The sequence below is a fragment of the Vibrio sp. QJM3NY_15 genome (genome assembly GCF_057785995.1).
This window is the reverse complement of the sequence record NZ_CM173517.1, coordinates 3,320,799-3,343,607: the sequence shown is the minus strand read 5'-3', so window position 1 is coordinate 3,343,607 and position 22,809 is coordinate 3,320,799. Positions and strand designations below refer to the sequence as shown.

The 22,809-nt window shown below is 45.1% G+C and carries 21 protein-coding genes; 16 read left to right on the top strand and 5 right to left on the bottom strand.

Annotated elements, in window-relative coordinates; all coding sequences use genetic code 11:
- Positions 1-50 precede the first annotated feature (50 nt).
- The gene (locus tag AC3CKG_RS15085) at positions 51-1,262 is read left to right on the top strand and encodes an argininosuccinate synthase (RefSeq protein ID WP_488528535.1); all 1,212 of its coding nucleotides are present in this window, start codon (positions 51-53) and stop codon (positions 1,260-1,262) included.
- Positions 1,263-1,610: 348 nt separating this feature from the next.
- Positions 1,611-3,485 carry an argininosuccinate lyase gene (gene argH, locus AC3CKG_RS15080; protein ID WP_017086009.1) on the top strand — a complete coding sequence of 625 codons (1,875 nt, stop codon included), beginning with the start codon at positions 1,611-1,613 and terminating at the stop codon, positions 3,483-3,485.
- Positions 3,486-3,775: 290 nt separating this feature from the next.
- Here the strand turns inward: argH and AC3CKG_RS15075 are convergent, their stop codons facing one another.
- Entirely contained in the window at positions 3,776-4,024 is a 249-nt protein-coding gene (locus AC3CKG_RS15075; protein ID WP_488528534.1) for a DUF3624 domain-containing protein, read from the bottom strand.
- Between the two features lie 87 nt (positions 4,025-4,111).
- On the opposite strand from AC3CKG_RS15075, the gene AC3CKG_RS15070 reads away from it, so the two are divergent.
- Entirely contained in the window at positions 4,112-4,459 is a 348-nt protein-coding gene (locus tag AC3CKG_RS15070) for a RidA family protein (protein ID WP_004729674.1), read from the top strand.
- 172 nt (positions 4,460-4,631) lie between these two features.
- On the opposite strand, the gene AC3CKG_RS15065 is transcribed toward AC3CKG_RS15070, so the two are convergent.
- The 3 genes from AC3CKG_RS15065 to AC3CKG_RS15055 form a co-directional block, all read right to left on the bottom strand.
- A complete protein-coding gene (locus AC3CKG_RS15065; protein ID WP_488528533.1) occupies positions 4,632-6,098 on the bottom strand; it encodes a dihydrolipoyl dehydrogenase in 1,467 nt (488 codons plus the stop codon).
- Between the two features lie 324 nt (positions 6,099-6,422).
- Positions 6,423-7,151 (bottom strand): glutathione peroxidase, encoded by a 729-nt coding sequence (locus AC3CKG_RS15060; protein WP_017073712.1) that lies wholly within the window; start codon positions 7,149-7,151, stop codon positions 6,423-6,425.
- 43 nt (positions 7,152-7,194) lie between these two features.
- On the bottom strand, positions 7,195-7,374 hold the full coding sequence (locus AC3CKG_RS15055; RefSeq protein WP_017086012.1) for a hypothetical protein: 180 nt from the start codon (positions 7,372-7,374) through the stop codon (positions 7,195-7,197).
- Between AC3CKG_RS15055 and oxyR the strand changes: the two genes are divergently transcribed.
- Positions 7,373-8,266 (top strand): DNA-binding transcriptional regulator OxyR, encoded by an 894-nt coding sequence (gene oxyR / locus AC3CKG_RS15050; protein ID WP_017108572.1) that lies wholly within the window; start codon positions 7,373-7,375, stop codon positions 8,264-8,266. The genes AC3CKG_RS15055 and oxyR overlap by 2 nt on opposite strands.
- A 113-nt stretch (positions 8,267-8,379) precedes the next feature.
- On the opposite strand, the gene AC3CKG_RS15045 is transcribed toward oxyR, so the two are convergent.
- Positions 8,380-10,938, bottom strand: coding sequence for a penicillin-binding protein 1A (locus AC3CKG_RS15045; protein WP_488528532.1), 2,559 nt, complete (start codon positions 10,936-10,938; stop codon positions 8,380-8,382).
- 151 nt (positions 10,939-11,089) lie between these two features.
- On the opposite strand from AC3CKG_RS15045, the gene pilM reads away from it, so the two are divergent.
- The 12 genes from pilM to trpS all read left to right on the top strand — a co-directional run bounded on the left by pilM (position 11,090) and on the right by trpS (position 22,759).
- Entirely contained in the window at positions 11,090-12,115 is a 1,026-nt protein-coding gene (gene pilM / locus AC3CKG_RS15040; protein WP_488528531.1) for a type IV pilus assembly protein PilM, read from the top strand.
- Positions 12,099-12,698 carry a PilN domain-containing protein gene (locus tag AC3CKG_RS15035; RefSeq protein WP_102311506.1) on the top strand — a complete coding sequence of 200 codons (600 nt, stop codon included), beginning with the start codon at positions 12,099-12,101 and terminating at the stop codon, positions 12,696-12,698. The genes pilM and AC3CKG_RS15035 overlap by 17 nt, the downstream gene beginning before the upstream one ends.
- Positions 12,691-13,302 (top strand): type IV pilus inner membrane component PilO, encoded by a 612-nt coding sequence (locus tag AC3CKG_RS15030; protein WP_488528530.1) that lies wholly within the window; start codon positions 12,691-12,693, stop codon positions 13,300-13,302. Before AC3CKG_RS15035 ends, AC3CKG_RS15030 begins: the two co-directional genes overlap by 8 nt.
- On the top strand, positions 13,289-13,807 hold the full coding sequence (locus AC3CKG_RS15025) for a pilus assembly protein PilP (RefSeq protein WP_488528529.1): 519 nt from the start codon (positions 13,289-13,291) through the stop codon (positions 13,805-13,807). Before AC3CKG_RS15030 ends, AC3CKG_RS15025 begins: the two co-directional genes overlap by 14 nt.
- A 59-nt stretch (positions 13,808-13,866) precedes the next feature.
- Positions 13,867-15,561: a type IV pilus secretin PilQ gene (locus AC3CKG_RS15020; RefSeq protein ID WP_488528528.1), complete on the top strand. Its 1,695-nt coding sequence runs from the start codon at positions 13,867-13,869 to the stop codon at positions 15,559-15,561.
- 176 nt (positions 15,562-15,737) lie between these two features.
- Positions 15,738-16,256 carry a shikimate kinase AroK gene (gene aroK, locus AC3CKG_RS15015; RefSeq protein WP_004729664.1) on the top strand — a complete coding sequence of 173 codons (519 nt, stop codon included), beginning with the start codon at positions 15,738-15,740 and terminating at the stop codon, positions 16,254-16,256.
- Between the two features lie 25 nt (positions 16,257-16,281).
- Positions 16,282-17,370, top strand: a complete 1,089-nt coding sequence (gene aroB / locus AC3CKG_RS15010; RefSeq protein ID WP_017104650.1) for a 3-dehydroquinate synthase — start codon at positions 16,282-16,284, stop codon at positions 17,368-17,370.
- Positions 17,371-17,449: 79 nt separating this feature from the next.
- Positions 17,450-18,967 carry an AAA family ATPase gene (locus tag AC3CKG_RS15005; protein ID WP_488528527.1) on the top strand — a complete coding sequence of 506 codons (1,518 nt, stop codon included), beginning with the start codon at positions 17,450-17,452 and terminating at the stop codon, positions 18,965-18,967.
- A 69-nt stretch (positions 18,968-19,036) separates the two neighbouring features.
- Positions 19,037-19,885 carry a Dam family site-specific DNA-(adenine-N6)-methyltransferase gene (locus AC3CKG_RS15000; RefSeq protein ID WP_017104652.1) on the top strand — a complete coding sequence of 283 codons (849 nt, stop codon included), beginning with the start codon at positions 19,037-19,039 and terminating at the stop codon, positions 19,883-19,885.
- 200 nt (positions 19,886-20,085) lie between these two features.
- Positions 20,086-20,760 carry a ribulose-phosphate 3-epimerase gene (rpe, locus tag AC3CKG_RS14995; protein ID WP_029222055.1) on the top strand — a complete coding sequence of 225 codons (675 nt, stop codon included), beginning with the start codon at positions 20,086-20,088 and terminating at the stop codon, positions 20,758-20,760.
- A gap of 119 nt (positions 20,761-20,879) precedes the next feature.
- Positions 20,880-21,566 (top strand): phosphoglycolate phosphatase, encoded by a 687-nt coding sequence (locus AC3CKG_RS14990; protein WP_488528526.1) that lies wholly within the window; start codon positions 20,880-20,882, stop codon positions 21,564-21,566.
- A gap of 176 nt (positions 21,567-21,742) precedes the next feature.
- Positions 21,743-22,759: a tryptophan--tRNA ligase gene (gene trpS / locus AC3CKG_RS14985; RefSeq protein ID WP_004729658.1), complete on the top strand. Its 1,017-nt coding sequence runs from the start codon at positions 21,743-21,745 to the stop codon at positions 22,757-22,759.
- The last annotated feature ends 50 nt before the right edge of the window (positions 22,760-22,809 follow it).

Genomic DNA, 22,809 nt, shown 5'->3' with positions numbered 1-22,809 from the left:
CATTTCCAACGCTGACCGCCATGTGCAGTATGGAAATTAGGAGAAAGAAAATGAGCAAAGTTAACGTAAAGAAAGTTGTAGTAGCCTACTCTGGCGGTCTAGACACATCAGTAATCATTCCATGGTTGAAAGAGAACTATGACTGCGAAGTTATCGCATTTGTTGCTGATGTAGGCCAAGGCGATGAAGAGCTGATTGGCATTGAAGAGAAAGCAAAAGCGTCTGGTGCTTCTGAGTGTTACATCGCTGACCTTAAAGAAGAGATGGTGGCAGATTACATCTACCCAACACTTAAAACAGGTGCTTACTACGAAGGTAAATACTTGCTAGGTACTTCTATGGCTCGTCCAATCATTGCGAAAGCTCAGGTTGAAGTAGCACGTAAAGTAGGTGCAGACGCGCTATGTCACGGTTGTACAGGTAAGGGTAATGACCAAGTTCGTTTTGAAGGCGCATTTGCTGCTCTTGCACCAGACCTACACGTAATTGCACCTTGGCGTGAATGGGATCTAGTGAGCCGTGAAGAGTGTCTAGATTACCTAGCAGAGCGTAATATTCCTTGTACCGCTTCTCTTACTAAGATTTACTCGCGTGATGCAAACGCATGGCACATCTCTACAGAAGGTGGCGTTCTAGAAAATACATGGAACGCACCGGATGAAGATTGCTGGGCTTGGACTGTAGACCCAGAGCAAGCGCCAAACGAATCTGAAACAGTGACACTTAAAGTTGAAAAAGGCGAAGTGGTAGCGGTTGATGGCGAAACAATGACGCCATACAACGCACTGGTTTACCTAAATGAGAAGGGTGCGAAGCACGGTGTTGGTCGTATCGATATCGTAGAAAACCGTCTTGTTGGCATGAAGTCTCGTGGTTGTTACGAAACTCCGGGTGGCACGATCATGATGGAAGCACTGCGTGCAGTAGAGCAACTGGTTCTGGATAAAGCGGCGTTCGAATTCCGTGAAGAACTGGGTGTTAAGGCTTCTCACCTTGTATACAACGGTCGTTGGTTCACTCCGCTATGTAAGTCAATTCTTGCAGCAACAGATGAGCTAGCACAAGACGTGAATGGTGAAGTGGTTATCAAACTTTACAAAGGCCATGCAACGGTGACTCAGAAGCGTTCTGACAACAGCCTGTACTCAGAAGAGTTTGCAACCTTTGGTGAAGATGAAGTTTACGACCAAAGCCACGCTGAAGGCTTCATCCGTCTTTACTCGCTATCAAGCCGTATCCGTGCTTTGAATAGCCAAAAGTAATCCTAACAATGAGTTAGCGAGCTAGCCTTTAGCGCAAGGTTAAAGGCCAGTAAACCGACATTATTATGCAAAGCCCATTTATTACTAAACAGTGAATGGGCTTTTTGTTTTCTATCCGCTTAATAAATCAGCTTCAGCTTTTACCATTGAATGGCATATAATTCGCGCTCCACGCTGAAAATAATCAATGGAATGACTTTGCGGTGAATAAATATGTGAAAATAATGAATTAATACTTTATTTTCATTTTGAATTGCCGTAAGTTTAAACCATCAGAAAAATACTGAATCTTAATCAGAATTATCATTTGCAAAAAACAGTGAGCACTGTGCAATTAGGAGATACACAATGGCATTATGGGGCGGTAGATTTACCCAAGCAGCAGACACGCGGTTCAAAGATTTTAACGATTCTCTTCGTTTTGATTACCGATTGGCTGAGCAAGACATTGTGGGCTCTATTGCCTGGTCAAAGGCTCTACAGTCGGTCAATGTTCTAACAGAAGAAGAGCAGCAAAGACTAGAGCTTGCACTGAACGAGCTAAAACTCGAAGTGATGGAAGATCCTGAACAGATCTTACGTTCTGATGCGGAAGATATTCACAGCTGGGTTGAGCAACAACTTATCGGTAAAGTCGGTGATTTGGGCAAAAAACTTCACACTGGCCGTTCTCGTAATGACCAAGTAGCGACTGACCTTAAACTTTGGTGTCGTCAGCAAGGTAATCAACTGCTGCTAGCGCTTGATCGCCTGCAAAGCCAAATGGTGAACGTTGCTTCTCAGCATCAAGAAACCGTGCTTCCTGGTTATACTCACCTTCAACGTGCTCAGCCGGTAACTTTTGCTCACTGGTGCTTGGCTTACGTTGAAATGCTTGAGCGTGATTATTCTCGTTTGAATGATGCGATTAAGCGTCTAGATACATGTCCGCTGGGTTCTGGTGCCCTTGCAGGAACCGCTTACCCGATGGACCGTGAAGAGTTAGCTCACAACTTAGGTTTCCGTCGTGCAACGCGTAACTCTCTAGATTCAGTTTCCGACCGTGACCATGTGATGGAGCTGATGTCGATTGCTTCTATCTCAATGCTTCACCTTTCACGTCTTGCAGAAGATATGATTTTCTACAACTCAGGTGAATCAAACTTCATTGAGTTAGCTGATACCGTGACGTCAGGTTCATCTCTGATGCCACAAAAGAAAAACCCGGATGCGCTAGAACTTATCCGTGGCAAAACTGGCCGTGTATACGGTTCATTAGCCGCAATGATGATGACAGTGAAAGCTCTGCCTTTGGCTTACAACAAAGATATGCAAGAAGATAAAGAAGGTCTGTTTGACGCTTTAGACACTTGGAATGATTGTATGGAAATGGCTGCTCTTTGTTTTGACGGCATTAAAGTGAACGGTGAACGTACACTTGAAGCGGCGAAGCAAGGTTATGCAAACTCAACAGAATTGGCTGATTACCTAGTAGCGAAAGGTATTCCTTTCCGTGAAGCTCACCATATTGTTGGTGTAACGGTAGTTGCTGCGATTGCTAAAGGCTGTGCATTAGAAGAATTAACCATCGCAGAGATGAAAGAGTTCTCTGAGGTGATTGAAGATGATGTGTATGACATCTTGACTATTGAATCGTGTCTTGAGAAGCGTAGCGCGCTGGGTGGTGTATCACCTAAGCAAGTCGCTTACGCAGTTGACCAAGCCGAGAAGCGTTTATCACAGCGTGATACTTCCATTGTTAAAGTTCGTCCGGCTCGTTTGACCGATATCGAATCATTGGAAGGCATGGTGGCCTACTGGGCTAACCTCGGTGAAAACCTACCTCGTTCTCGTAATGAGCTAGTGCGTGATATTGGCTCGTTTGCGGTCGCTGAACATCATGGCGAGGTAACGGGTTGTGCATCACTTTATGTGTATGACTCTGGTTTAGCGGAAATCCGTTCGTTAGGTGTTGAAGCTGGCTGGCAAGGTCAAGGGCAAGGTACCGCGATTGTGCAGCACTTGGTTGAGAAAGCACGACAAATGGCCATTAAGAAGGTGTTTGTGCTGACTCGTACTCCTGAGTTCTTCATGAAGCATGATTTCTTACCAACATCGAAATCTTTGCTACCTGAGAAGGTACTGAAAGATTGCGACCAGTGTCCTCGTCAACATGCATGTGATGAAGTGGCGTTGGAAGTGAACTTGGTCGAACAGATTATCGCTAAGGTGAATGTTGCATAAGGCATTGATTTTATAGTCCCTAAAAAAAAGATCAAAAATCTGATCTTTTTTGGGAACAAATTAAGAAAAGCCCGGTCTATTAAAGTACCACTGCTTTTTCTTAGAATTTTCTAAGAAAGCCCTAGAATCGATTGGTTCTGGGGCTTTTTTCTATCTGTTGTTTGGGAAATGAGGATAGGTCGTTAAATCGAAGCACTATCGGGTCATTGAATCGAACATCTAGCCATTATCGTTTGTCTAACCATTATCGTTTGTCTAACCATTATCGTTTATCTAACAAAGCCTCTCTGCTAATGCTTCTTCTTCCTTAAAGGCAGCACCACAAATTTCATTATCCAATGCAGTGACAGCAAACTACTGAATGCCAACGCGGCCATCATCAAGGCGATAGCATTGATGGTTTTCGGGTCTTCTCTGAAAAATAACCACCATGCTCCCCAACTTACTAGCGACAACACCATTAGTTGGTTCATGCAACGTTGGCAGCGACCGAGTTTGTTGAAGATTTTTTCATTTTTATTGCAATGAACACATGTCATCTTAGGCTTAATTCGCGTTATGCTTGTTGCCTTGATAATACCACGTCACAAGATATTGGATCACGGTGACATAGAGAGAGAAGATCGATGATTGAGCGCCAAGAAACGAAGCAACGCATGAGCCGTATTGTTAAACACAACGGTACTATCTACCTATGTGGCCAAGTGTGTGCGGATGCAACCAAAGACATCACAGAACAGACACAGACAATGCTAGATAAAGTAGAAGCGCTACTTGAACAAGCAGGCAGCGACAAAGAGCACATGCTGTCAGCAACGATTTACTTGAAAGACATGAAAGACTTCCAAGAAATGAACGCAGTATGGGATGCATGGGTACCTGAAGGTCACGCTCCAGCTCGCGCATGTGTGACTGGCGACATGGCTCGTGAAGCGCTACTGGTTGAGATCTCTGTGATTGCTGCTGAGAAGTAATTCTCTCGTATTTAGCGATAAGTAACGGTTTAAGAGATTCCAGATACTTCGTTCCTCAGTTCTGGAATGATGATGCTCGAAGCCAAAACAAAAAGGAAAGCCAATGGCTTTCCTTTTTAGTATCTAGTCTTTGTTAACAGATCAAACGGCTACCGGTCTCTATGGCCTGAGATTAACAACCAGGGCCGCAATCTAGACAGTGTTTCACCATCTCTGGACCTAGGTGCAGTTTCGCATTGAGGTCACGTAGTGCTGTTCGCACACCTTCTTCAATCACTGGGTGGTAGAAAGGCATATCCAGCATTTCAGAAACCGTCATCTTTTTCTGGTGTGCCCATGCGAGTAAGTGGGCCAAATGTTCTGCGTTTGGTCCCATCATCTCAGCACCAAGGAAGCGGCCTGTACCTTGCTCGCCGTAAACGTGCAGAATACCTTTGTTGCGTAGCATCACTCGTGAACGACCTTGGTTCTCGAAAGACACTTCACCCGTTGCGAAACAACCACATGTGCCTAAGCGAGTTATGATCTCTTTGTATGTTTCACCAACCATCGCGATTTGTGGGTCAGAGAATACCGCAGAGATTTTAGAGCGGCGTAAGCCTGCGCGAATCTCAGGGAAGCGACCTGCATTATCACCCGCAATACGTGCTTGGTCTGCTGCTTCATGCAGTAGAGGCAGTTGGTTACTTGCGTCACCGGCAATAAATACTGATGGTAGCGATGTTTGTAGCGTGTAGTGGTCGGCGATAGGAACACCACGTTCATCAAGTTCTAGAGAGGTATTCTCTAGGCCAAGCTTGTCGGTGTTTGGACGACGGCCTGTTGCTGCCAGTACGTATTCAACGACGTTAGTTTCTAGTTCACCTTGCTTATTTATGAACTGGATTTCGACGCGCGCCTCACCTGATTCAGTGGTAATACGCTTCATGCTTTCGATTTTTACGTCGGCATCAAGGTAGAACTCTTCATTGAAGGCTTTGTCTGCGTAAGCCATGATTTCTGGGTCGGTTACTGGGCCTACTTGACCACCTAAACCGAACAGTTTTGTTTTCACACCCAAGCGGTGTAGTGATTGACCAAGCTCTAGGCCAATAACGCCCGGGCCAAATACCGCAACCGATTCTGGTAAATCATCCCAGTTGAATACGTCATCATTAATGATTAGACGGTCACCAAGTTCATTCCAAACTGCAGGGTATGCAGGGCGAGAACCTGTTGCGATAACAATACGCTTAGCGGTCACAACCGTGTGGTCATCTATTTGTAGCGTGTTGTCGTCTAAAAACTTTGCGTAGCCAGAGATCTTGTCTTGCTCTGGGATTTCATCAACGCCTTCTAAAACAAAACCAACAAAACGGTCACGTTCAAACTTCACTCGGTCCATCACTTCACGGCCGTTAATCACGATATCACCTTGTGGGTGAACGCCAAAAGCCGGAGCTTTCTCGATGTGATGTACGCTTTCTGCAGCTGCAATAAGCAGTTTAGATGGCATACAACCAACACGAGCACAGGTTGTACCGTAAGGGCCGCCTTCAATCATCGCGACACTGTCAGTGTGTGCTTTTGCAGCGCGGTAAGAACCTAGACCTGCCGTACCGCCCCCGATAACTGCTACATCTACATTGACTTGTTTCATAATAATTTTCTCGCAATGGCTAAATTTAGTGTGAACGAACCCCTCCAACTCTGGTGATTTTTTAAGAGTCAGGATTGCGGGTCTGTTTTGTGATTCTGTTTTATTAGGTTTCGCTTGTGATTCAGCTTTTTGTTACTAACTGCTTCTTGTTGCTAACTCTTCTTTTAATTAACTATAGGTTAGTTAAAAGTTAGCGAGTCAGAAGCTGTCTCTTTTTCCAAAGCTCAGATAAGAGTGGTTTGGAATAGCTAACCCACAAGAGGGTGGGTTAGCTGGTATTACTTAGGTTATTTAATTGCTAGGCGTTTATTAGCGACTAAGTGATTAACCTAGGAAAGCTTCTAGTTCTTCGCTACCACCGATGTGCTTACCACCGATGAAGACTTGAGGAACGGTAGTGCGACCAGAGATTGCACGTAAGCTTACTGTCGTTGCGTCTTTACCTAGAACCACTTCTTCGTAGTTTAGGCCTTTGTCGATTAGGTTTTGTTTCGCTTTCATACAGAAAGGACAGCCTGGCTTAGTGAATACTGTGATTGACTCTTGCTCTTTGTGCTCAGGAGCAAGGTAGTTAAGCATAGTATCAGCATCAGAAACCTTGAACGGGTCGCCTGGTACGTCTTCTTCGATGAACATTTTTTCTACCACGCCGTTTTTAACCAGCATGCTGTAGCGCCATGAACGTTTGCCAAAGCCGATGTCGTTTTTCTCAACTAGCATACCCATGCCGTCTGTGAAATCACCGTTGCCATCTGGGATGAATGTGATTTTTTCAGCTTCTTGGTCTGCTTTCCACGCGTTCATTACGAACGTGTCGTTTACAGAAACACAAAGGATGTCATCAACGCCGTTTTCTTTGAACACTGAGTGCAGTTCGTTGTAACGAGGTAGGTGGCTTGAAGAACATGTTGGTGTAAACGCACCTGGTAGGCTGAATACGATAACTGTCTTGTCTTTGAATAGCTCTTCCGTCGTTACGTTAACCCATGCATCGCCTTGGCGAGTTGGGAATGTTACTTGAGGGATTGATTGACCTTCTTTAGATGCAAACATATTGATTTCCTTAAATAGTATTTTAATTTTGTTCTATCAGAGCTTAACGTTTTTCTTTGCTCTGTTTCGTTTCGTTGAGCCCATTATTAGATAAATCCTTTGATAGCTCTAATCGTTTGATGTTATGGTTTTGATAGGTAAATTCTATCAAGAGCATTTTTCTTTTAAATGTTTCTATTAAAAACCTTGTTCTTATTAAAACCTGAGGTAAGAGACTGATCATGAACATTCGTGACTTTGAATACTTGGTGGCGCTCGCTGAGCACAAACATTTTCGAAAAGCAGCAGAAGCGTGCTTTGTAAGTCAGCCGACATTGAGCGGTCAAATACGCAAACTGGAAGATGAAATTGGACTTCAGTTAACCGAGCGTAGCCCAAGGAAGGTAATATTTACAGAATCAGGTTTACAACTTGTTGAACAAGCCAAGCGTATTCTCAACGAGGTAAAGACGTTTAAAGATATGGCGAGCGGACACGGTGAAGCGATGACGGGACCAATGCACATTGGTTTTATCCCTACCGTTGGCCCGTACATTTTGCCAAAGATTATTCCTCATCTAAAAGAGAGTTTCCCAGATCTTGAGCTTTACCTGCACGAAGCACAGACCCATCAGTTAGTGAGCCAACTAGAAGATGGCAAGCTTGATTGCTTGGTGCTGGCTGCGGTTGATGAAACGGCAGCGTTCAAAGAGATTGATGTCTATGACGAGCCATTAAGTGTTGCTGTACCGTGTGGTCATGAGTGGGCTCAGCAGGACACTGTCGATATGCTGCAATTAAATGGACAAACTGTACTTGCGCTAGGTGATGGTCACTGCTTACGAGACCAAGCCTTGGGCTTCTGTTTTGCTGCGGGAGCAAAAGATGATGAACGTTTTAAAGCGACCAGCTTAGAAACGCTGCGTAATATGGTAGCGGCTGGAGCAGGTATTACTTTGCTACCTCAGCTATCGGTACCAAAAGAAAAGCAGAAAGATGGAGTGTGTTACGTACCTGCGGTGAATCCAACACCCTCACGTAGAATTGTCGTGGCTTACCGACCGGGTTCTCCGCTAAAGGGGCGCTTTGAGCAATTGGCTGAGGCTATCCGAACTCAATTAGATAAAGCTGTTTAGCCGTTTAATTTAAATTGTAGATAGATAAGATTCTAGATATAAAAAAAGGGTTGATATGAATTCATATCAACCCTTTTTTGTTGGTTCATCTTACTAGGTTCAATAGACCCTAACTAGAACAGTTCTTCTACTGCTTCGCCTGATGACGTTGAGTAGATGTCATCGTTGAAACGTTCAGTAATGTACTCGGTTGGCTCAGTGCCTTTCTCGAAATACTCGAACATTGATGAGCTATCGAACTTGTTAGTCAGTAAGCCGGTTTCACGGTCGATACGAACACGAACGATGTTCTCCGGAATTTCTTTACGCTGCGCAGGAACACCCGCTAACGCTGTGCCCATGAAATCAACCCATGCAGGTTCTGCTGTTTTTGCGCCAGCTTCTGCACCAGTAATCTGGCTCTTGCCAAGGTTAGAATTCGCTTTGGTTCGACCTAGGTTGCGGTTGTGGTTATCAAAACCAACCCATACCGTTGCAACCATGCCAGGGCCGTAACCGCTGTACCAAGTATCTTTCGAATCGTTGGTGGTACCGGTTTTGCCGCCAATGTCACGACGCTTCAACGGTTGTGCACGCCAACCTGTACCGTTCCAACCAGTACCTGCGCTCCAATCACCGCCACCCCAGATGTTGCTGTACATCATTTCACGAACAAGGAATGCGTTCTGTTCAGAGATAACTTGAGGTGCGTATTGTACTTTGGCATCAACGTCTTGCTCTGCAAATTCATCCGCCATTGGGTCTGCGGTCATTGGTTGTTGGCAATCGTCTTTACACACCACTTTCGGTGTCGCTTCAAATTCAGTCTCACCATAGGGTGTTTCAATGCGGCTGATGTAGAAAGGTTCAACGTAGTAGCCGCCATTAGCGAATACTGAGTAACCTTGTGCAACTTTCATTGGCGTTAAGCTACCCGCACCCAGAGCAATGGTTTCAGAGCGAGGAACTTCGTCAATATCAAAACCAAATCGAGTTAGGTAGTTACGAGTATTATCTAGGCCTACTTCACGCAATACACGTACTGCCATTACGTTTTTAGATTGAGCTAAGCCAATACGCAAACGAGTTGGACCTACGTAAGTCGGTGGTGAGTTCTTTGGTCGCCATGCTGTACCTTGGCTCTTATCCCATTGGTTGATAGGCGCATCGTTGATCAGTGATGCCAACGTTAGGCCTTTATCAATCGCCGCTGAGTAGATAAATGGTTTGATACCAGATCCCACCTGACGAATAGATTGCGTCGCACGGTTGAATTTGTTGTGAACAAAGTTAAAGCCACCCACCATCGACAGTACTGCACCGTTGTTCGGGTTCATTGCAACAAAAGCGGTGTTCGCATTTGGTACTTGGCTTAGTCGCCATACAATCGGTGTTTCAGTTTCAGTCGTTGCTTCTTCTGATGGTTCTTCAGAGACTTCGTCTCCTGTTATTGCTTCATGGCGAACCCAGATCTGTTCACCGACCGCAAGAATCTCTTTTGCTTGAGATGGGGCAGGGCCTTGACGATTATCCGTTAAGAACTTACGTGCCCAGTTCATGCCTTGCCATTCGATAGAGCCCTTGCCTTGGTTCTTAACCCAAATCTGTGCGCTTTTCGCATCAACGTCCGTCACAACGGCAGGGACAAGGTCACCATAGGTTGGTTGAGACTTAAGGTGCTTAACGATTTGTTCATGATCCCAAGCTGATTGCTCAGTTTGCCACAATACTTTTTCAGCACCACGGTAGCCGTGACGTTCATCGTAGCCAAGTAGGTTTTTAATCGCGGCTTGGTTAGCGGCTTTTTGTAGTTTTGAATCGACGGTCGTGTAGACCTTCATGCCTGATGTATAAGCAGCTTCACCGTAGCGTTCTACCATCCAAGCACGTGCGACTTCAGCAACATATGGTGCGCTGAGTTCAATCTCTGCACCGTGGTATTTTGATACCAGAGTTTCATTGCGAGCTTGGTCGTATTCTTCTTGAGTGATGTATTGCTCGTCTAACATGCGGCGTAATACTACGTTACGACGGTTTGTCGCGCGCTCAAGAGAGTAGATAGGGTTCATGGTTGATGGTGCTTTTGGCATACCAGCAAGCGTAGCGATTTCACTAAGAGTAAGTTCAGGGAGGTCTTTACCAAAGTAAACGCGTGCAGCAGCGCCAAAGCCATATGAACGGTGGCCTAGGAAGATCTTGTTGACGTAAAGCTCCATGATCTCTTCTTTGCTAAGCAATTGCTCAATGTGGATCGCAATGAAGATCTCTTTGATCTTACGCATAACCTTTTTCTCATTAGATAAGAAGAAGTTACGCGCAAGCTGCTGAGTAATGGTACTCGCACCTTGTTTTGCGGATCCTGACATCGCAACTACGATCGCAGCACGAGTAATACCAATTGGGTCAATACCTGGGTGCTCGTAGAAACGACTGTCTTCGGTAGCAATCAGGGCTTCAACAAGGTGGCGAGGTATCTCGTCATAAGTCACTGGGTTGCGACGTTTTTCACCAAATTGAGAGATCAACTTACCGTCTTGACTGAAGACTTGCATTGGCGTTTGGAGTTCTACGTCACGCAAAGTGGCAACATCAGGTAACTCTGGTTTTACGTAATAATAAAACCCGAAAATTGTACTGACTCCAAGAATCATGCAAATCAATGTAAATATGAATAATCGCTTTATGAACTTCACCGGATAATCCCTGATTAGTTAAGGCTGATAAGCAGCAAACCCTTGTACTCTAGGCTAAAAACTTAGCTTTCGTTTATTAACGCTTATTTAACTAATAATCACAACCCCTAGATAATCAACGAAATGCTTGGCACTTCAGGAGCTAGGTCACATGGGTTCATCATTAATTACAGGTATAGATATAAATCATCACAGCATCAAAGCCGTGGTACTAAAACCCGTGGGGGAGTTGTATGCCCTAGTGGGATACAAAGAGCTGCCGATTTCGGACGACATTTTTACAGCTAACCATACTCTGGAGTATCAGAAAACTGTTAAGAAACTTAAAGAACTTAGGAAAGAACTGCCTTTTGGCTGTCGCAACGTCGCCATTTCGGTACCTGATAACACAGTGATCAGCAAAGTACTGCAAATAGAGAGTGAGTTAGAAGACAGAGAAAAAGAGTTTTCGATCTATCAAACCTTTGCTCACCAGTCTCCCTTTCCTATCGAGGAGCTGAGTTTAGATTTTGTAAAGCTGGAAGACAAACGATTTGGTAAAGGATCGACAAGCAGTTATCAGGTGTACGCCACTCGTAAAGAAGTCGTAGAGAGTCGAGCGGATGCTTTAACCAAGGCAGGTTTTAAACCTGTAGTGGTGGATACGCAGGCGCATGGGTTACTCAATATCTGGCAGTTGGCTTCGCGCATGTATCCAGAAAAGGGTAATTGGTTGCTGGTGGATGTGGGTGTCGACCAAACATCATTAGGCATCATTCCACAAGGTTCAGCCCCGTTTTACAAAGATATTGCTTTTGGTACCCAAGATCTCCGTAGCACTGACACCCCTGATGATATCGAGAGCGTATTCGGCACCGCAGAGGAGACACATAAGTTCATTGTTAACTTGATTGAAAAGCTTAAGCGTCAGTTGCAGCTCTATTCCTCGGTCAATACGCTTCAACCGATCTCAGGGATCTGGTTGATGGGTGAGGGTGTCAGCATTCCCATGGTCACCGAAGAGCTTGAGCGTCACTTTCAGCTGAGCTGTGAGTCGCTGAACCCTTTATCTCTTTTTGAGAATAAGGTCGCCAAGAGATACCGACTGCCGATGGACTGGCAACACTTTGGAATTGCTGCGGGTATGGCGATGAGCGGGCTTAAATGGCAAGGAGGAAAGCATGTTGCATCAAATTAACCTGTTGCCTTGGCGTGATGAGATTCGCGCTCAGCACAAAAAGCGCTTTGTTCATCTGGTCATTCTTGGTGTCATCATCGCGCTTGCAGGGCAATGGGCGGTGGGCAACTATTTCCATGCTCAGCAAGACAAGCAGCAAGCACGTCTTACTTACCTAAAGCAATACATTGCCCAGCTCGACCGACAAATCCAATCACTGAAAGTCGCGGAGCAAGAACATAAAGCGATCCTGACTCGGCTCGACGTTGTGGAGTCCTTACAGCTTGGTCGCAATAAGACCACTGACTTTATGAACTTGATGCCAGAGCTGATTCCTGAGGGCGTCTATGTCGACAAGATAAAGATGAATGGTCAGGAAATTGAAATGTCGGGCATCAGCGACAGTACCGCTCGTCTTGCGACTATGTTGGATAACTTGGAGCGCTCTGAGTCACTTAAAAGTGTCGAGATGCATTCTATTGTTCATAACCGTAAGCGCTTCAATAAGGAGTTCCAGACCTTCAAGGTCTCTTTTGTGTTTAGCCCTGATTCTTTAGACAACACAACCGCGAAGATAAAAGAGAAGGGGGCGAACCATGGCTAGTTTTCAAAATATGGTCAGTTTGCAAGACCTTGATGTCGATGAGATCACTGAATGGCCGCTGCTTCCTCAATTGGCGGTGGTCCTATTGCTGATGATATTGATTCAGGGCGTTGGCGTTTGGCTCTACATCATGCCAATGGAGGATGAACTGCAACAATTGAAGCAGCAAGAGCAGACCTTGAAAGCCACTTTAAGGATTAAAGCCAATAAGGTCGCAGCACTACCGAAGCTTCAGAGCCAGCTGGATGAGCTGACTAGCCGTTACGATTATCTGTTAGAGCAATTACCCGTGCAAAAAGAGCTCGCCAGTATGTTGGCTTCCGTCAATGAACTTGGCTTGGATAATGCGCTGACCTTTACTCGAATTGATTGGGGACAAAAGCAGAACAAAGAGTTTCTTTATCGCTTACCGCTCAATATCGAGCTGACGGGTGACTACCATGAGATTGGTGACTTCTCTGCGGCCATCGCAAAGCTGCCACGCATTATTAGTTTCGATGATGTGAATTGGCAGCGAGTCAGTCAAGAAAGCAGCACGTTGCATTTCCGAGTTCGCGCTTATACCTACCAGTTTAAACAGGAGGTAGACGATGAAACTCAATAGAGCGTTGTGTTCAACCTTGTTACTGCTTGCGCTGACGGGCTGTAAAGCCAATCAAGATTCGTTAGAAGATTTTGTGGTGCAAGTTGAAGCCAAAGCAAAAAAAGAGGTCGAGCAACTTGTCCCAGCAGCGGAATTTGTAGCCGCTAACTATCAGCGAAGAGCATTTCGCCCTCCCTTTGAGCTTCCTAAAGAAGCCATCGTACAAAACCAACCTTTGGTTAAGAAAGACTGTTGGCAACCAAGCGCACGCTCTCGTAATGGCAAGCTAGAGAAGTATCCGCTGAGTAAGCTGCGTTTAAGAGGCGTGATGGGCAGCGGCTCCAGTGTGTTTGGTTTAGTGCAAACGCCAAGGGGCAATGTGGTGAATGTGAAGAAGGGCCAGTTTATCGGCCTCAACAATGGCCGAGTGACTAAGGTGACGAGCCAGTACGTTCAGATTAATGAAACTCTTCCAGATGGCTTAGGTTGTTGGCATAAGCGCAACGTTAGGCTGGCTCTGAAGTAAACCAATGCCACACGATGTGGATATGAGATGTAACTATGATTAAAGGAATAAGCGAGACAATGAACAAAGGGCTACAGGGTGCAGTGCTGTCTATGATGTTGTTTTTTAGCGTGATGAGTCACGCAGAGACATCACCCAATAATTTGGACAACATCGATTTCAGGGTCAACAAGAACAAAGATGCGGTCATTATTATTGAATTGGCAACCAGCACTGCGGTGGTCGATGTTCAAAGAGTTCAAGAAGGGCTGAGCATTGAACTGCTTAATACTAAGGTGGATGACGACAAGCTTTACTTGTTGGATGTAAAAGACTTTGCCACCTTAGTTGAAGGGGTTGAGGTCTTTAGAGAAACGCCGAGTACCCGACTGTTAGCCACGATCGCCGATGATTATCAATACGAGTACAACCTAAAAGGTCGCTTTATTGAGGTCATCGTGAGTAAGCCGCTAGTTAAAGAGAGTGCCGCTGAGAAGAGTGTGTTGGAGAAAGAGGGCAAACTCATCTCAATTAACTTCCAAGACATTCCAGTTCGTAATGTTCTTCAGCTCATTGCCGATTACAACGATTTTAACTTAGTGGTGTCTGACTCGGTTTCAGGTAACCTCACTTTACGGTTAGATGGCGTACCTTGGCAGCAAGTTCTCGACATTATCTTGCAAGTTAAAGGCTTGGATAAGCGTGTTGATGGCAATGTCATCTTGGTTGCGCCGAAAGCTGAGCTTGACCTTCGAGAGCAGCAAGCCTTAGAAAAATCTCGTTTGGAAGAAGAGTTGGGCGAGCTTAAATCGGAAATCATCAAGATTAACTTTGCTAAAGCGACCGACATCGCCGATATGATTGGTGGAGAAGGAGCGGTGAGTATGCTGTCTGATCGTGGTTCAATTACCATTGATGAGAGAACCAACTCACTGCTCATTCGTGAATTGGAAGAAAACATTGCGGTGATACGAGGCATCATTGAATCGCTAGACATTCCCGTGAAGCAAGTTCAGATAGAAGCACGTATTGTCACTGTTACTGAGGGTAATCTTGATGAACTAGGAGTGCGTTGGGGCGTTTCTTCGACCAACGGAAGCTTTAAAATCGGCGGCTCAATAGAAGGGAACCATCCATCGCAAATTGCACCGTATGACGATAATGGTGGAGATAGTGCGATTGACGATTACCTCAACGTTAATCTAGGGGCGACATCGCCTAATGCATCAAGCATTGCGTTTCAGGTGGCTAAGCTGGGTTCCGATACCTTGCTTGATCTTGAATTATCGGCACTACAACAAGAGTCTAAAGCTGAGATTATTTCTAGCCCACGCTTAATCACCACCAATAAAAAGCCCGCTTACATTGAGCAAGGTACTGAAATCCCTTATTTAGAATCCTCTTCCAGTGGTGCAACTTCCGTCGCATTTAAAAAAGCGGTCTTAAGTCTTAAGGTCACACCACAGATAACCCCTGATAATCGTCTGGTATTAGATTTGAGTGTGACTCAAGACAGACCGGGTCAGGTTGTGAAAACAGGAACTGGCGAGGCTGTGGCAATCGACACCCAAAGAATCGGCACGCAAGTGCTTGTTAATAATGGTGAAACGGTTGTTCTTGGTGGAATATTTCAACACAGTGTTAGCAGCACAGTCGACAAAGTTCCGTTGTTGGGAGACCTGCCAGTTTTGGGGGCATTATTCCGTCGCAGCTATGAAAATGTGGGTAAAAGTGAACTACTTATTTTTGTTACACCTAAAGTTGTGATTCAGTAATGAACAATTAGATTAAAAATAAAGTTGCATTAGTGGCACCTAACCTTGATAATTTCGGGTCTTATCACGAATTATCTGTGAGGAATCGGTGCCACGGGCCTTTTAATTTCAGTACTTGTACTGACCTACCTTGTGGCGATGTCATTGAATTAACGTTGTAAATTACTGCTAAAAACATGGCTGAGAAACGCAATATTTTTCTTGTTGGCCCAATGGGCGCCGGCAAAAGTACAATTGGTAGACACCTAGCTTCCCAACTTCATATGGAGTTTTTAGACTCTGACACTGTGATCGAAGAGCGCACTGGCGCAGACATCGCATGGGTTTTTGATGTTGAGGGCGAAGATGGTTTCCGTAAGCGCGAAGAATCTGTAATCAACGATCTGACAGAAGAACAAGGTATTGTTCTTGCGACAGGTGGTGGTTCAGTACTGAGCAAAGAGAACCGTAACCGTCTATCTGCACGAGGCATTGTTGTATACCTAGAGACAACAATTGAAAAGCAACTTGCTCGCACTAACCGCGACAAGAAACGCCCTCTACTTCAAACAGACAACCCGCGTGATGTGCTAGAAGATCTAGCTGTATCTCGCAACGCACTATACGACGAAGTGGCGGACTACACAGTTCGTACTGACGACCAAAGTGCAAAAGTGGTAGCCAACCAGATCGTAAAAATGCTAGAAGAACGTTAAGTTCATTTTTTCGGAGAGCAAACCCATGGAACGGATTACGGTCAATCTAGCTGAGCGTAGCTACCCTATCTCTATTGGCGCCGGGTTATTTGAAGACCCGGCGTACCTTTCTTTTTTATCAGGCAAACAGAAAGTTGTTGTTATCAGTAATGTGACAGTAGCGCCTCTTTATGCCGATAAAATTTTATCGCTATTGGATCAAGTAGGCTGTCAAACTTCTCTTTTAGAGTTGCCAGACGGTGAGCAGTACAAAACACTTGAAACGTTCAACTCAGTGATGAGCTACATGCTTGAAGGAAATTACAGCCGCGATGTGGTGGTGATTGCTTTAGGTGGTGGTGTTATCGGTGATTTGGTCGGTTTTGCTGCCTCTTGTTACCAACGCGGTATTGATTTCATTCAGATCCCGACGACACTTCTTTCTCAAGTGGATTCCTCTGTAGGTGGTAAAACCGCAGTGAACCATCCCCTTGGCAAGAATATGATCGGCGCTTTCTATCAACCAAAATCTGTCATCATCGATACAAACTGTTTATCAACGCTTCCTGAGCGTGAGTTTGCAGCGGGTATTGCTGAGGTCATCAAATACGGCATCATCTATGATGAAACCTTCTTTGATTGGTTGGAACTGAATCTAGAGAAACTTTATCAACTTGATGAACAAGCACTGATCACCGCAATTGCTCGTTGTTGTGCAATTAAGGCTGAAGTGGTTGCTATTGATGAAAAAGAGTCAGGAATCAGAGCGTTATTGAACCTAGGTCATACATTTGGTCATGCGATTGAAGCAGAACTAGGCTATGGTAATTGGCTACATGGTGAAGCTGTGTCTTCAGGTACTGTAATGGCAGCCAAAACGGCTCAATTACAGGGACTGATCTCTCAGCAGCAGCTTGAGCGAATTATTTCTATACTCAAGAATGCGAAACTGCCAATCCATACGCCAGAAAGCATGTCTTTTGAAGACTTTATGAAGCACATGATGCGCGATAAAAAAGTGCTGTCTGGTCAGTTACGTTTGGTATTACCAACAAGTATTGGTACTGCTGAAGTGGTCGCTGATGTGCCTCAAGACATCATTAAACAAGCGATTGATTTCTGCCGTACTCTTTAAATTTGGTTGTGATGTTGCCTAGTTAACCCCTAGGCAACTGAAGCGTTTTACTGATCGATCTTATCAGTAGGGATCCCCAATGAGTTTGGCTCATGAATTAAGAGTATTAGAGTTAGAATCTCAAGTTGAGCTATTAGAACGCTTACAGCTTTTGACTAACTTTGGCTCAAACCTCGTCACGGTCGCTGGTAAAACTGGCTCTGGCCGTTCATGGTTAGCTCAGCGTTATCTAGAGGCGTGGTCGACAGAAAAGAATCAGTGCTTACTGCTTTGTCACCCAAGCCAAGATGATCAGCAACACCGAACTCTTATTCTTAGTCAGATCGTTTCTGATCCACTCTTTAATCAACATGACTCTTTATCAGATAGCCTTGCACGGTTACTGGATGGAGATTCGTGTCATGTGGTTATCGTTATCGATGATGCCCACCGACTCTCAGAACTCCTAGTATCCGAACTGTGGATGCTGGTACTTGAGGCTCAATCTAATCCTCAATGGACGATCAATATCGTTCTCTTCTCGGAACCTGGCCATTTAGACCCGCTGTTAACACGTCTGAGCTACGGTCAACAACACAAGCCTATCGATCTAGAAATCGATAATCTATCCCAACCCGAAGCTGAACATTTCTTTGAATCACTGGTGATTCGATATGTTGATGATGAGTCTGAAGCTCGCGTGCGACGTGCGTTTAATAAAGCGCAACCTTTGCCCGGTGAGTTAATGGCCTTAGGAGAATTGAAAGTGGAAAAAAGGATTATTATTCGCTCAATTATTGGTTCACCTATCAATATCGCGATTGTGGTGGCGTTGTTGTTGGTTGTTATCGGCGGCGGTTACTGGTGGATGTTCAGTCAGCCAACCCCTGATGATAAAGCGCAATCTCTTATTGCACCGATAGAACAGACTGCTATCCCGACGGTTGAAGTAGAAAATGGCACAGAGCAAACTGGAATCGACGGTTCGGTTGATTCTGAAACCGACACTGACATGAGTTACCAAGGTGCTGACGATGACAGCTCATCTTTACCACCGGTTGTGGTGGAAGGCACAGCCAGTGTTGGCGAGGTGAAACAAGAGCAGCAACGTGTGGTGATTACTTCTGATGTGGTTGATGCGCTATTGGATGACAAGCCGAAAAGTGCCGATACCAGTGCGATTGATGCTGCCGTTGAAGAAAACACAGGTGCTGAGGTTAACTCGCAACCTGATGCGGCGAAAAACGAGTCACAAGCTTCGGTTGATGAAGATGCAGACCTAATTGAATCAACACCGCCGACGAAAAAGATCACCTTCTCATTTGCTCGTGAAGAGTTACAAGCTATCTCGCCACGCGCGTATACCTTACAGTTGAGTGCGATGACGTCATTAGAAGATGTTCAGTCTTTTATTGAAGAATATGGAGTCGAGGACAAGGTTCGTATTTACCCAACACTTCGTAACGATACCAAGTGGTTTATCATCACTTATCAAGATTACCCAACGATTCAAGTGGCGCGAGACGCGGTAAGTGCTTTATCAAAACCACTTCAACAGTTGGAACCTTGGGCAAAATCGATGAATCAAGTACATCGAGAGATAGAACGTGCGAAATAACCCTGAGCTTAGCCTCAAAATATGTTACATTCCGCAGCCTTATTTTTGAGTTGATAGATAGAGCAGTAAATGAAAAAGCAGCGTGCCTTTCTAAAATGGGCTGGTGGTAAATATGGCCTAGTTGAAGACATCCAACGTCACCTGCCACCTGCTCGAAAATTGGTAGAACCTTTTGTCGGTGCAGGCTCAGTGTTTTTGAATACTGATTTTGAACAGTACCTGCTTGCGGATATCAATCCCGATCTTATCAACTTGTACAACCTTCTTAAAACTGACCCTGAAACTTACATCTCTGAAGCGAAGCGCTGGTTCTGTCCTGAGAATAATCGCAAAGAAGTCTTTTTAGATATTCGAGCTGAGTTCAATGGTACCGACAATGTCATGTATCGCTCGCTTGCTTTCTTGTATATGAACCGATTTGGCTTCAATGGCTTATGTCGATACAATAAGAAAGGTGGTTTTAACGTTCCGTTTGGTTCATACAAAAAACCTTACTTCCCAGAAGCTGAGCTTGAGTTTTTCTCTGAGAAAGCAAAAAAAGCGACGTTTGTTTGTGAAGGCTACAGTGAGACCTTTAGCCGCGCCCGTAAAGGCTGTGTGGTTTATTGTGATCCTCCTTATGCGCCATTGTCCAGCACTGCTAACTTTACCTCTTACGCGGGTAATGGCTTCAGCTTAGATGATCAAGCGGCTTTGGCTGATGTTGCAGAAAGAGCGGCAATGGAACGAGGCATCCCAGTCTTGATTTCAAACCATGACACCACTTTAACGCGCCGTTTATACCATGGTGCGGAGCTGAACGTGGTCAAGGTTAAGCGCACCATTAGCCGTAATGGCGCAGGGCGCAATAAAGTCGATGAGTTACTGGCGCTTTTTCATAAAGAGAAAAACCAGCAACACGCTTCAACAGAGTTATAGTAGTCAGAATAACCCCCGAACTCATCAAATTGAGTGACCCACGGGGACTTTCATAAACTAATCTTTCGAACTGCTAGGATCTGCTTAGGTGCTTAGGTAGAATTGCACACCAAATAGTCTTGGGATCGAGTCTTGTATTTGTGTACGAGAGGTCACAAGGCGGTGATATTCGCAATTTACTCACTCTTAAGAGGTTTGGTATGAAAGATTTTCTAATCGCTCCATCGATTTTGTCTGCAGATTTTGCTCGTCTTGGTGAAGACGTAGAGAAAGTACTCGCAGCAGGTGCTGATGTTGTGCACTTCGATGTGATGGACAACCACTACGTACCGAACCTGACTTTTGGCGCTCCTATCTGTAAAGCGCTACGCGACTACGGTATTACAGCGCCTATCGATGTTCACCTAATGGTTAAGCCTGTGGATAGCATTGTGCCTGAGTTTGCTAAAGCCGGCGCATCAATGATTACCTTCCACGTTGAAGCGTCTGAGCACGTTGATCGTACTCTACAGCTAATCAAAGAACACGGCTGTAAAGCAGGTGTAGTATTGAATCCAGCAACGCCACTTTCTTGCCTTGATTACATCCTAGACAAAGTCGACATGATTCTACTGATGTCAGTGAACCCTGGCTTTGGCGGTCAATCTTTCATTCCTCATACTCTTGATAAGCTGCGCGCTGTTCGTAAACTAATTGACGAATCTGGCCGTGATATCCGCCTTGAGATTGATGGCGGCGTGAAGGTTGATAACATCCGTGAAATTGCAGAAGCGGGCGCAGATATGTTCGTTGCCGGTTCAGCGATCTTCAATCAACCAGATTACAAAGAAGTGATTGATGAGATGCGTGCAGAGCTTGCAAAAGTTAACGCATAAAAGTAGAACTAGGGTCTGTTGACCTAAAATCAAAAAATTTAGATTAAGGGGCTCATTGGCCCCTTTTTTACGTCTTATAGCTCAACTCATAAGGCGAAAATTATAAATAGGAAAGTAAGATGTCATTAAGCTCAATAAAACTGATCGCCTTTGATTTGGATGGAACCTTATTAGATAGCGTGCCTGATTTAGCTGTCGCCGCTGACCAAGCTTGTCAGGAACTAGGGTTTTCTTCAGTAAGCGAAGAACAAGTTCGCGACTATGTAGGTAATGGTGCTGATGTTCTTATCGGACGTTCATTGAGCCGCAACCTGATGGTTGACCCAAGCCTAGAGCCAGAGCTACTGAAGAAAGCGCGCATCCTGTTTGATGATTTCTACGAGCAGGGCGGCCATAAGCTAAGCCACCTTTATCCATCAGTAAAAGAAACGCTTGCTGAGTTGGACAAAGCGGGCTTCACCATGGCGCTGGTAACCAACAAACCATCGAAATTTGTACCAGACGTTCTGGCGCAGCACGGTATCGATAAGTACTTTGTTGATGTGTTGGGCGGCGACTCTTTCCCAGAGAAAAAGCCGAACCCAGTGGCGCTGAACTGGTTGCTAGAAAAGCACAATGTGAAGGCTGAAGAGATGCTAATGGTTGGTGATTCAAGCAACGATATCAAAGCCGCTAAGAATGCAGGCTGCCACTCGTTTGGTCTGACTTACGGCTACAACCACGGTGAGCCGATTTCAGCATCAAACCCTGACTATGTCGCAGACAACATTGCGCAATTACTAGATGTCGTTCTAGTTTCAGCATAAAGCGGACAAAAGTTAGCTAACCCACTAGCAAAATACTTATCAATGAGTACACTGGATGAGCCGTACAGAAGAGCTGTGCGGCTTTTCTATTTTAAAGTTAAGAAGCTAAGTTTTTCAGATACTACGTTAAGAAACTAAGTTAACGAGCTTAGCGAACAAGCAAAGGAATTAAAACCATGAGCAAGCCCATCGTATTGAGTGGTGTTCAACCATCTGGTGAACTAAGTATCGGTAACTACTTGGGTGCTCTACGTCAATGGCAACAGATGCAAGATGATTACGATTGCCAATACTGTGTTGTAGACCTTCACGCAATTACGGTTCGTCAAGACCCGAAAGCACTGCATGAAGCGACTCTAGACGCATTAGCAATCTGTCTTGCTGTCGGTGTTGATCCAAAGAAGAGCACGCTATTTGTTCAGTCACACGTACCAGAGCATGCTCAACTTGGTTGGCTTCTTAACTGTTACACACAAATGGGTGAACTGAGCCGTATGACTCAGTTTAAAGATAAGTCTGCACGTCATTCAAATGACGTAAACGTAGGCCTATACGACTACCCAGTGTTGATGGCTGCAGATATCCTGCTTTACGGTGCTCACCAAGTTCCAGTAGGTAGCGACCAGAAACAACACTTAGAGCTAGCGCGTGATATCGCCAACCGCTTTAACAACATCTACGGCCCTGAAACGCCAATCTTCCAAGTGCCAGAACCTTACATTCCAACAGTGAATGCACGTGTAATGAGCCTGCAAGATGCGACGAAGAAAATGTCTAAGTCGGATGACAACCGTAAGAACGTAATTACTCTGCTAGAAGAGCCTAAGTCGATCATCAAGAAGATCAACAAAGCGCAAACGGATGCAGAAACGCCACCACGTATTGCTCACGATTGGGAAAACAAAGCAGGTATCTCTAACCTAATGGGTCTGTACTCTGCGGCGACGGGTAAAACGTTCGAAGAGATCGAAGCGCAATACCAAGGCGTTGAGATGTACGGTCCATTCAAGAAAGACGTAGGCGCAGCATTAGTTGAGATGCTTGAGCCGATTCAAGCTGAATACCACCGTATCCGTGCTGATCGTGCTTACATGGACGCAGTAATGAAAGCGGGTGCTGAAAAAGCGTCTGAGCGTGCTGCAGTAACACTGAAAAAAGCATACGAAGCGGTAGGTTTTGTTACTCGCCCATAGAGTGAACTAAAATAACTCGCTTGAGAATTTGAGCCCAAAGTGACTTTGTT

Bases quoted from the DNA above. Each gene is read 5' to 3' on its own strand.
- AC3CKG_RS15085 (WP_488528535.1), top strand. From the start codon at position 51: ATGAGCAAAGTTAACGTAAAGAAAGTTGTAGTAGCCTACTCTGGCGGT.
- argH (WP_017086009.1), top strand. From the start codon at position 1,611: ATGGCATTATGGGGCGGTAGATTTACCCAAGCAGCAGACACGCGGTTC.
- AC3CKG_RS15075 (WP_488528534.1), bottom strand. From the start codon at position 4,024: ATGACATGTGTTCATTGCAATAAAAATGAAAAAATCTTCAACAAACTC.
- AC3CKG_RS15070 (WP_004729674.1), top strand. From the start codon at position 4,112: ATGATTGAGCGCCAAGAAACGAAGCAACGCATGAGCCGTATTGTTAAA.
- AC3CKG_RS15065 (WP_488528533.1), bottom strand. From the start codon at position 6,098: ATGAAACAAGTCAATGTAGATGTAGCAGTTATCGGGGGCGGTACGGCA.
- AC3CKG_RS15060 (WP_017073712.1), bottom strand. From the start codon at position 7,151: ATGTTTGCATCTAAAGAAGGTCAATCAATCCCTCAAGTAACATTCCCA.
- oxyR (WP_017108572.1), top strand. From the start codon at position 7,373: ATGAACATTCGTGACTTTGAATACTTGGTGGCGCTCGCTGAGCACAAA.
- AC3CKG_RS15055 (WP_017086012.1), bottom strand. From the start codon at position 7,374: ATGATCAGTCTCTTACCTCAGGTTTTAATAAGAACAAGGTTTTTAATA.
- pilM (WP_488528531.1), top strand. From the start codon at position 11,090: ATGGGTTCATCATTAATTACAGGTATAGATATAAATCATCACAGCATC.
- AC3CKG_RS15035 (WP_102311506.1), top strand. From the start codon at position 12,099: ATGTTGCATCAAATTAACCTGTTGCCTTGGCGTGATGAGATTCGCGCT.
- AC3CKG_RS15030 (WP_488528530.1), top strand. From the start codon at position 12,691: ATGGCTAGTTTTCAAAATATGGTCAGTTTGCAAGACCTTGATGTCGAT.
- AC3CKG_RS15025 (WP_488528529.1), top strand. From the start codon at position 13,289: ATGAAACTCAATAGAGCGTTGTGTTCAACCTTGTTACTGCTTGCGCTG.
- AC3CKG_RS15020 (WP_488528528.1), top strand. From the start codon at position 13,867: ATGAACAAAGGGCTACAGGGTGCAGTGCTGTCTATGATGTTGTTTTTT.
- aroK (WP_004729664.1), top strand. From the start codon at position 15,738: ATGGCTGAGAAACGCAATATTTTTCTTGTTGGCCCAATGGGCGCCGGC.
- aroB (WP_017104650.1), top strand. From the start codon at position 16,282: ATGGAACGGATTACGGTCAATCTAGCTGAGCGTAGCTACCCTATCTCT.
- AC3CKG_RS15005 (WP_488528527.1), top strand. From the start codon at position 17,450: ATGAGTTTGGCTCATGAATTAAGAGTATTAGAGTTAGAATCTCAAGTT.
- AC3CKG_RS15000 (WP_017104652.1), top strand. From the start codon at position 19,037: ATGAAAAAGCAGCGTGCCTTTCTAAAATGGGCTGGTGGTAAATATGGC.
- rpe (WP_029222055.1), top strand. From the start codon at position 20,086: ATGAAAGATTTTCTAATCGCTCCATCGATTTTGTCTGCAGATTTTGCT.
- AC3CKG_RS14990 (WP_488528526.1), top strand. From the start codon at position 20,880: ATGTCATTAAGCTCAATAAAACTGATCGCCTTTGATTTGGATGGAACC.
- trpS (WP_004729658.1), top strand. From the start codon at position 21,743: ATGAGCAAGCCCATCGTATTGAGTGGTGTTCAACCATCTGGTGAACTA.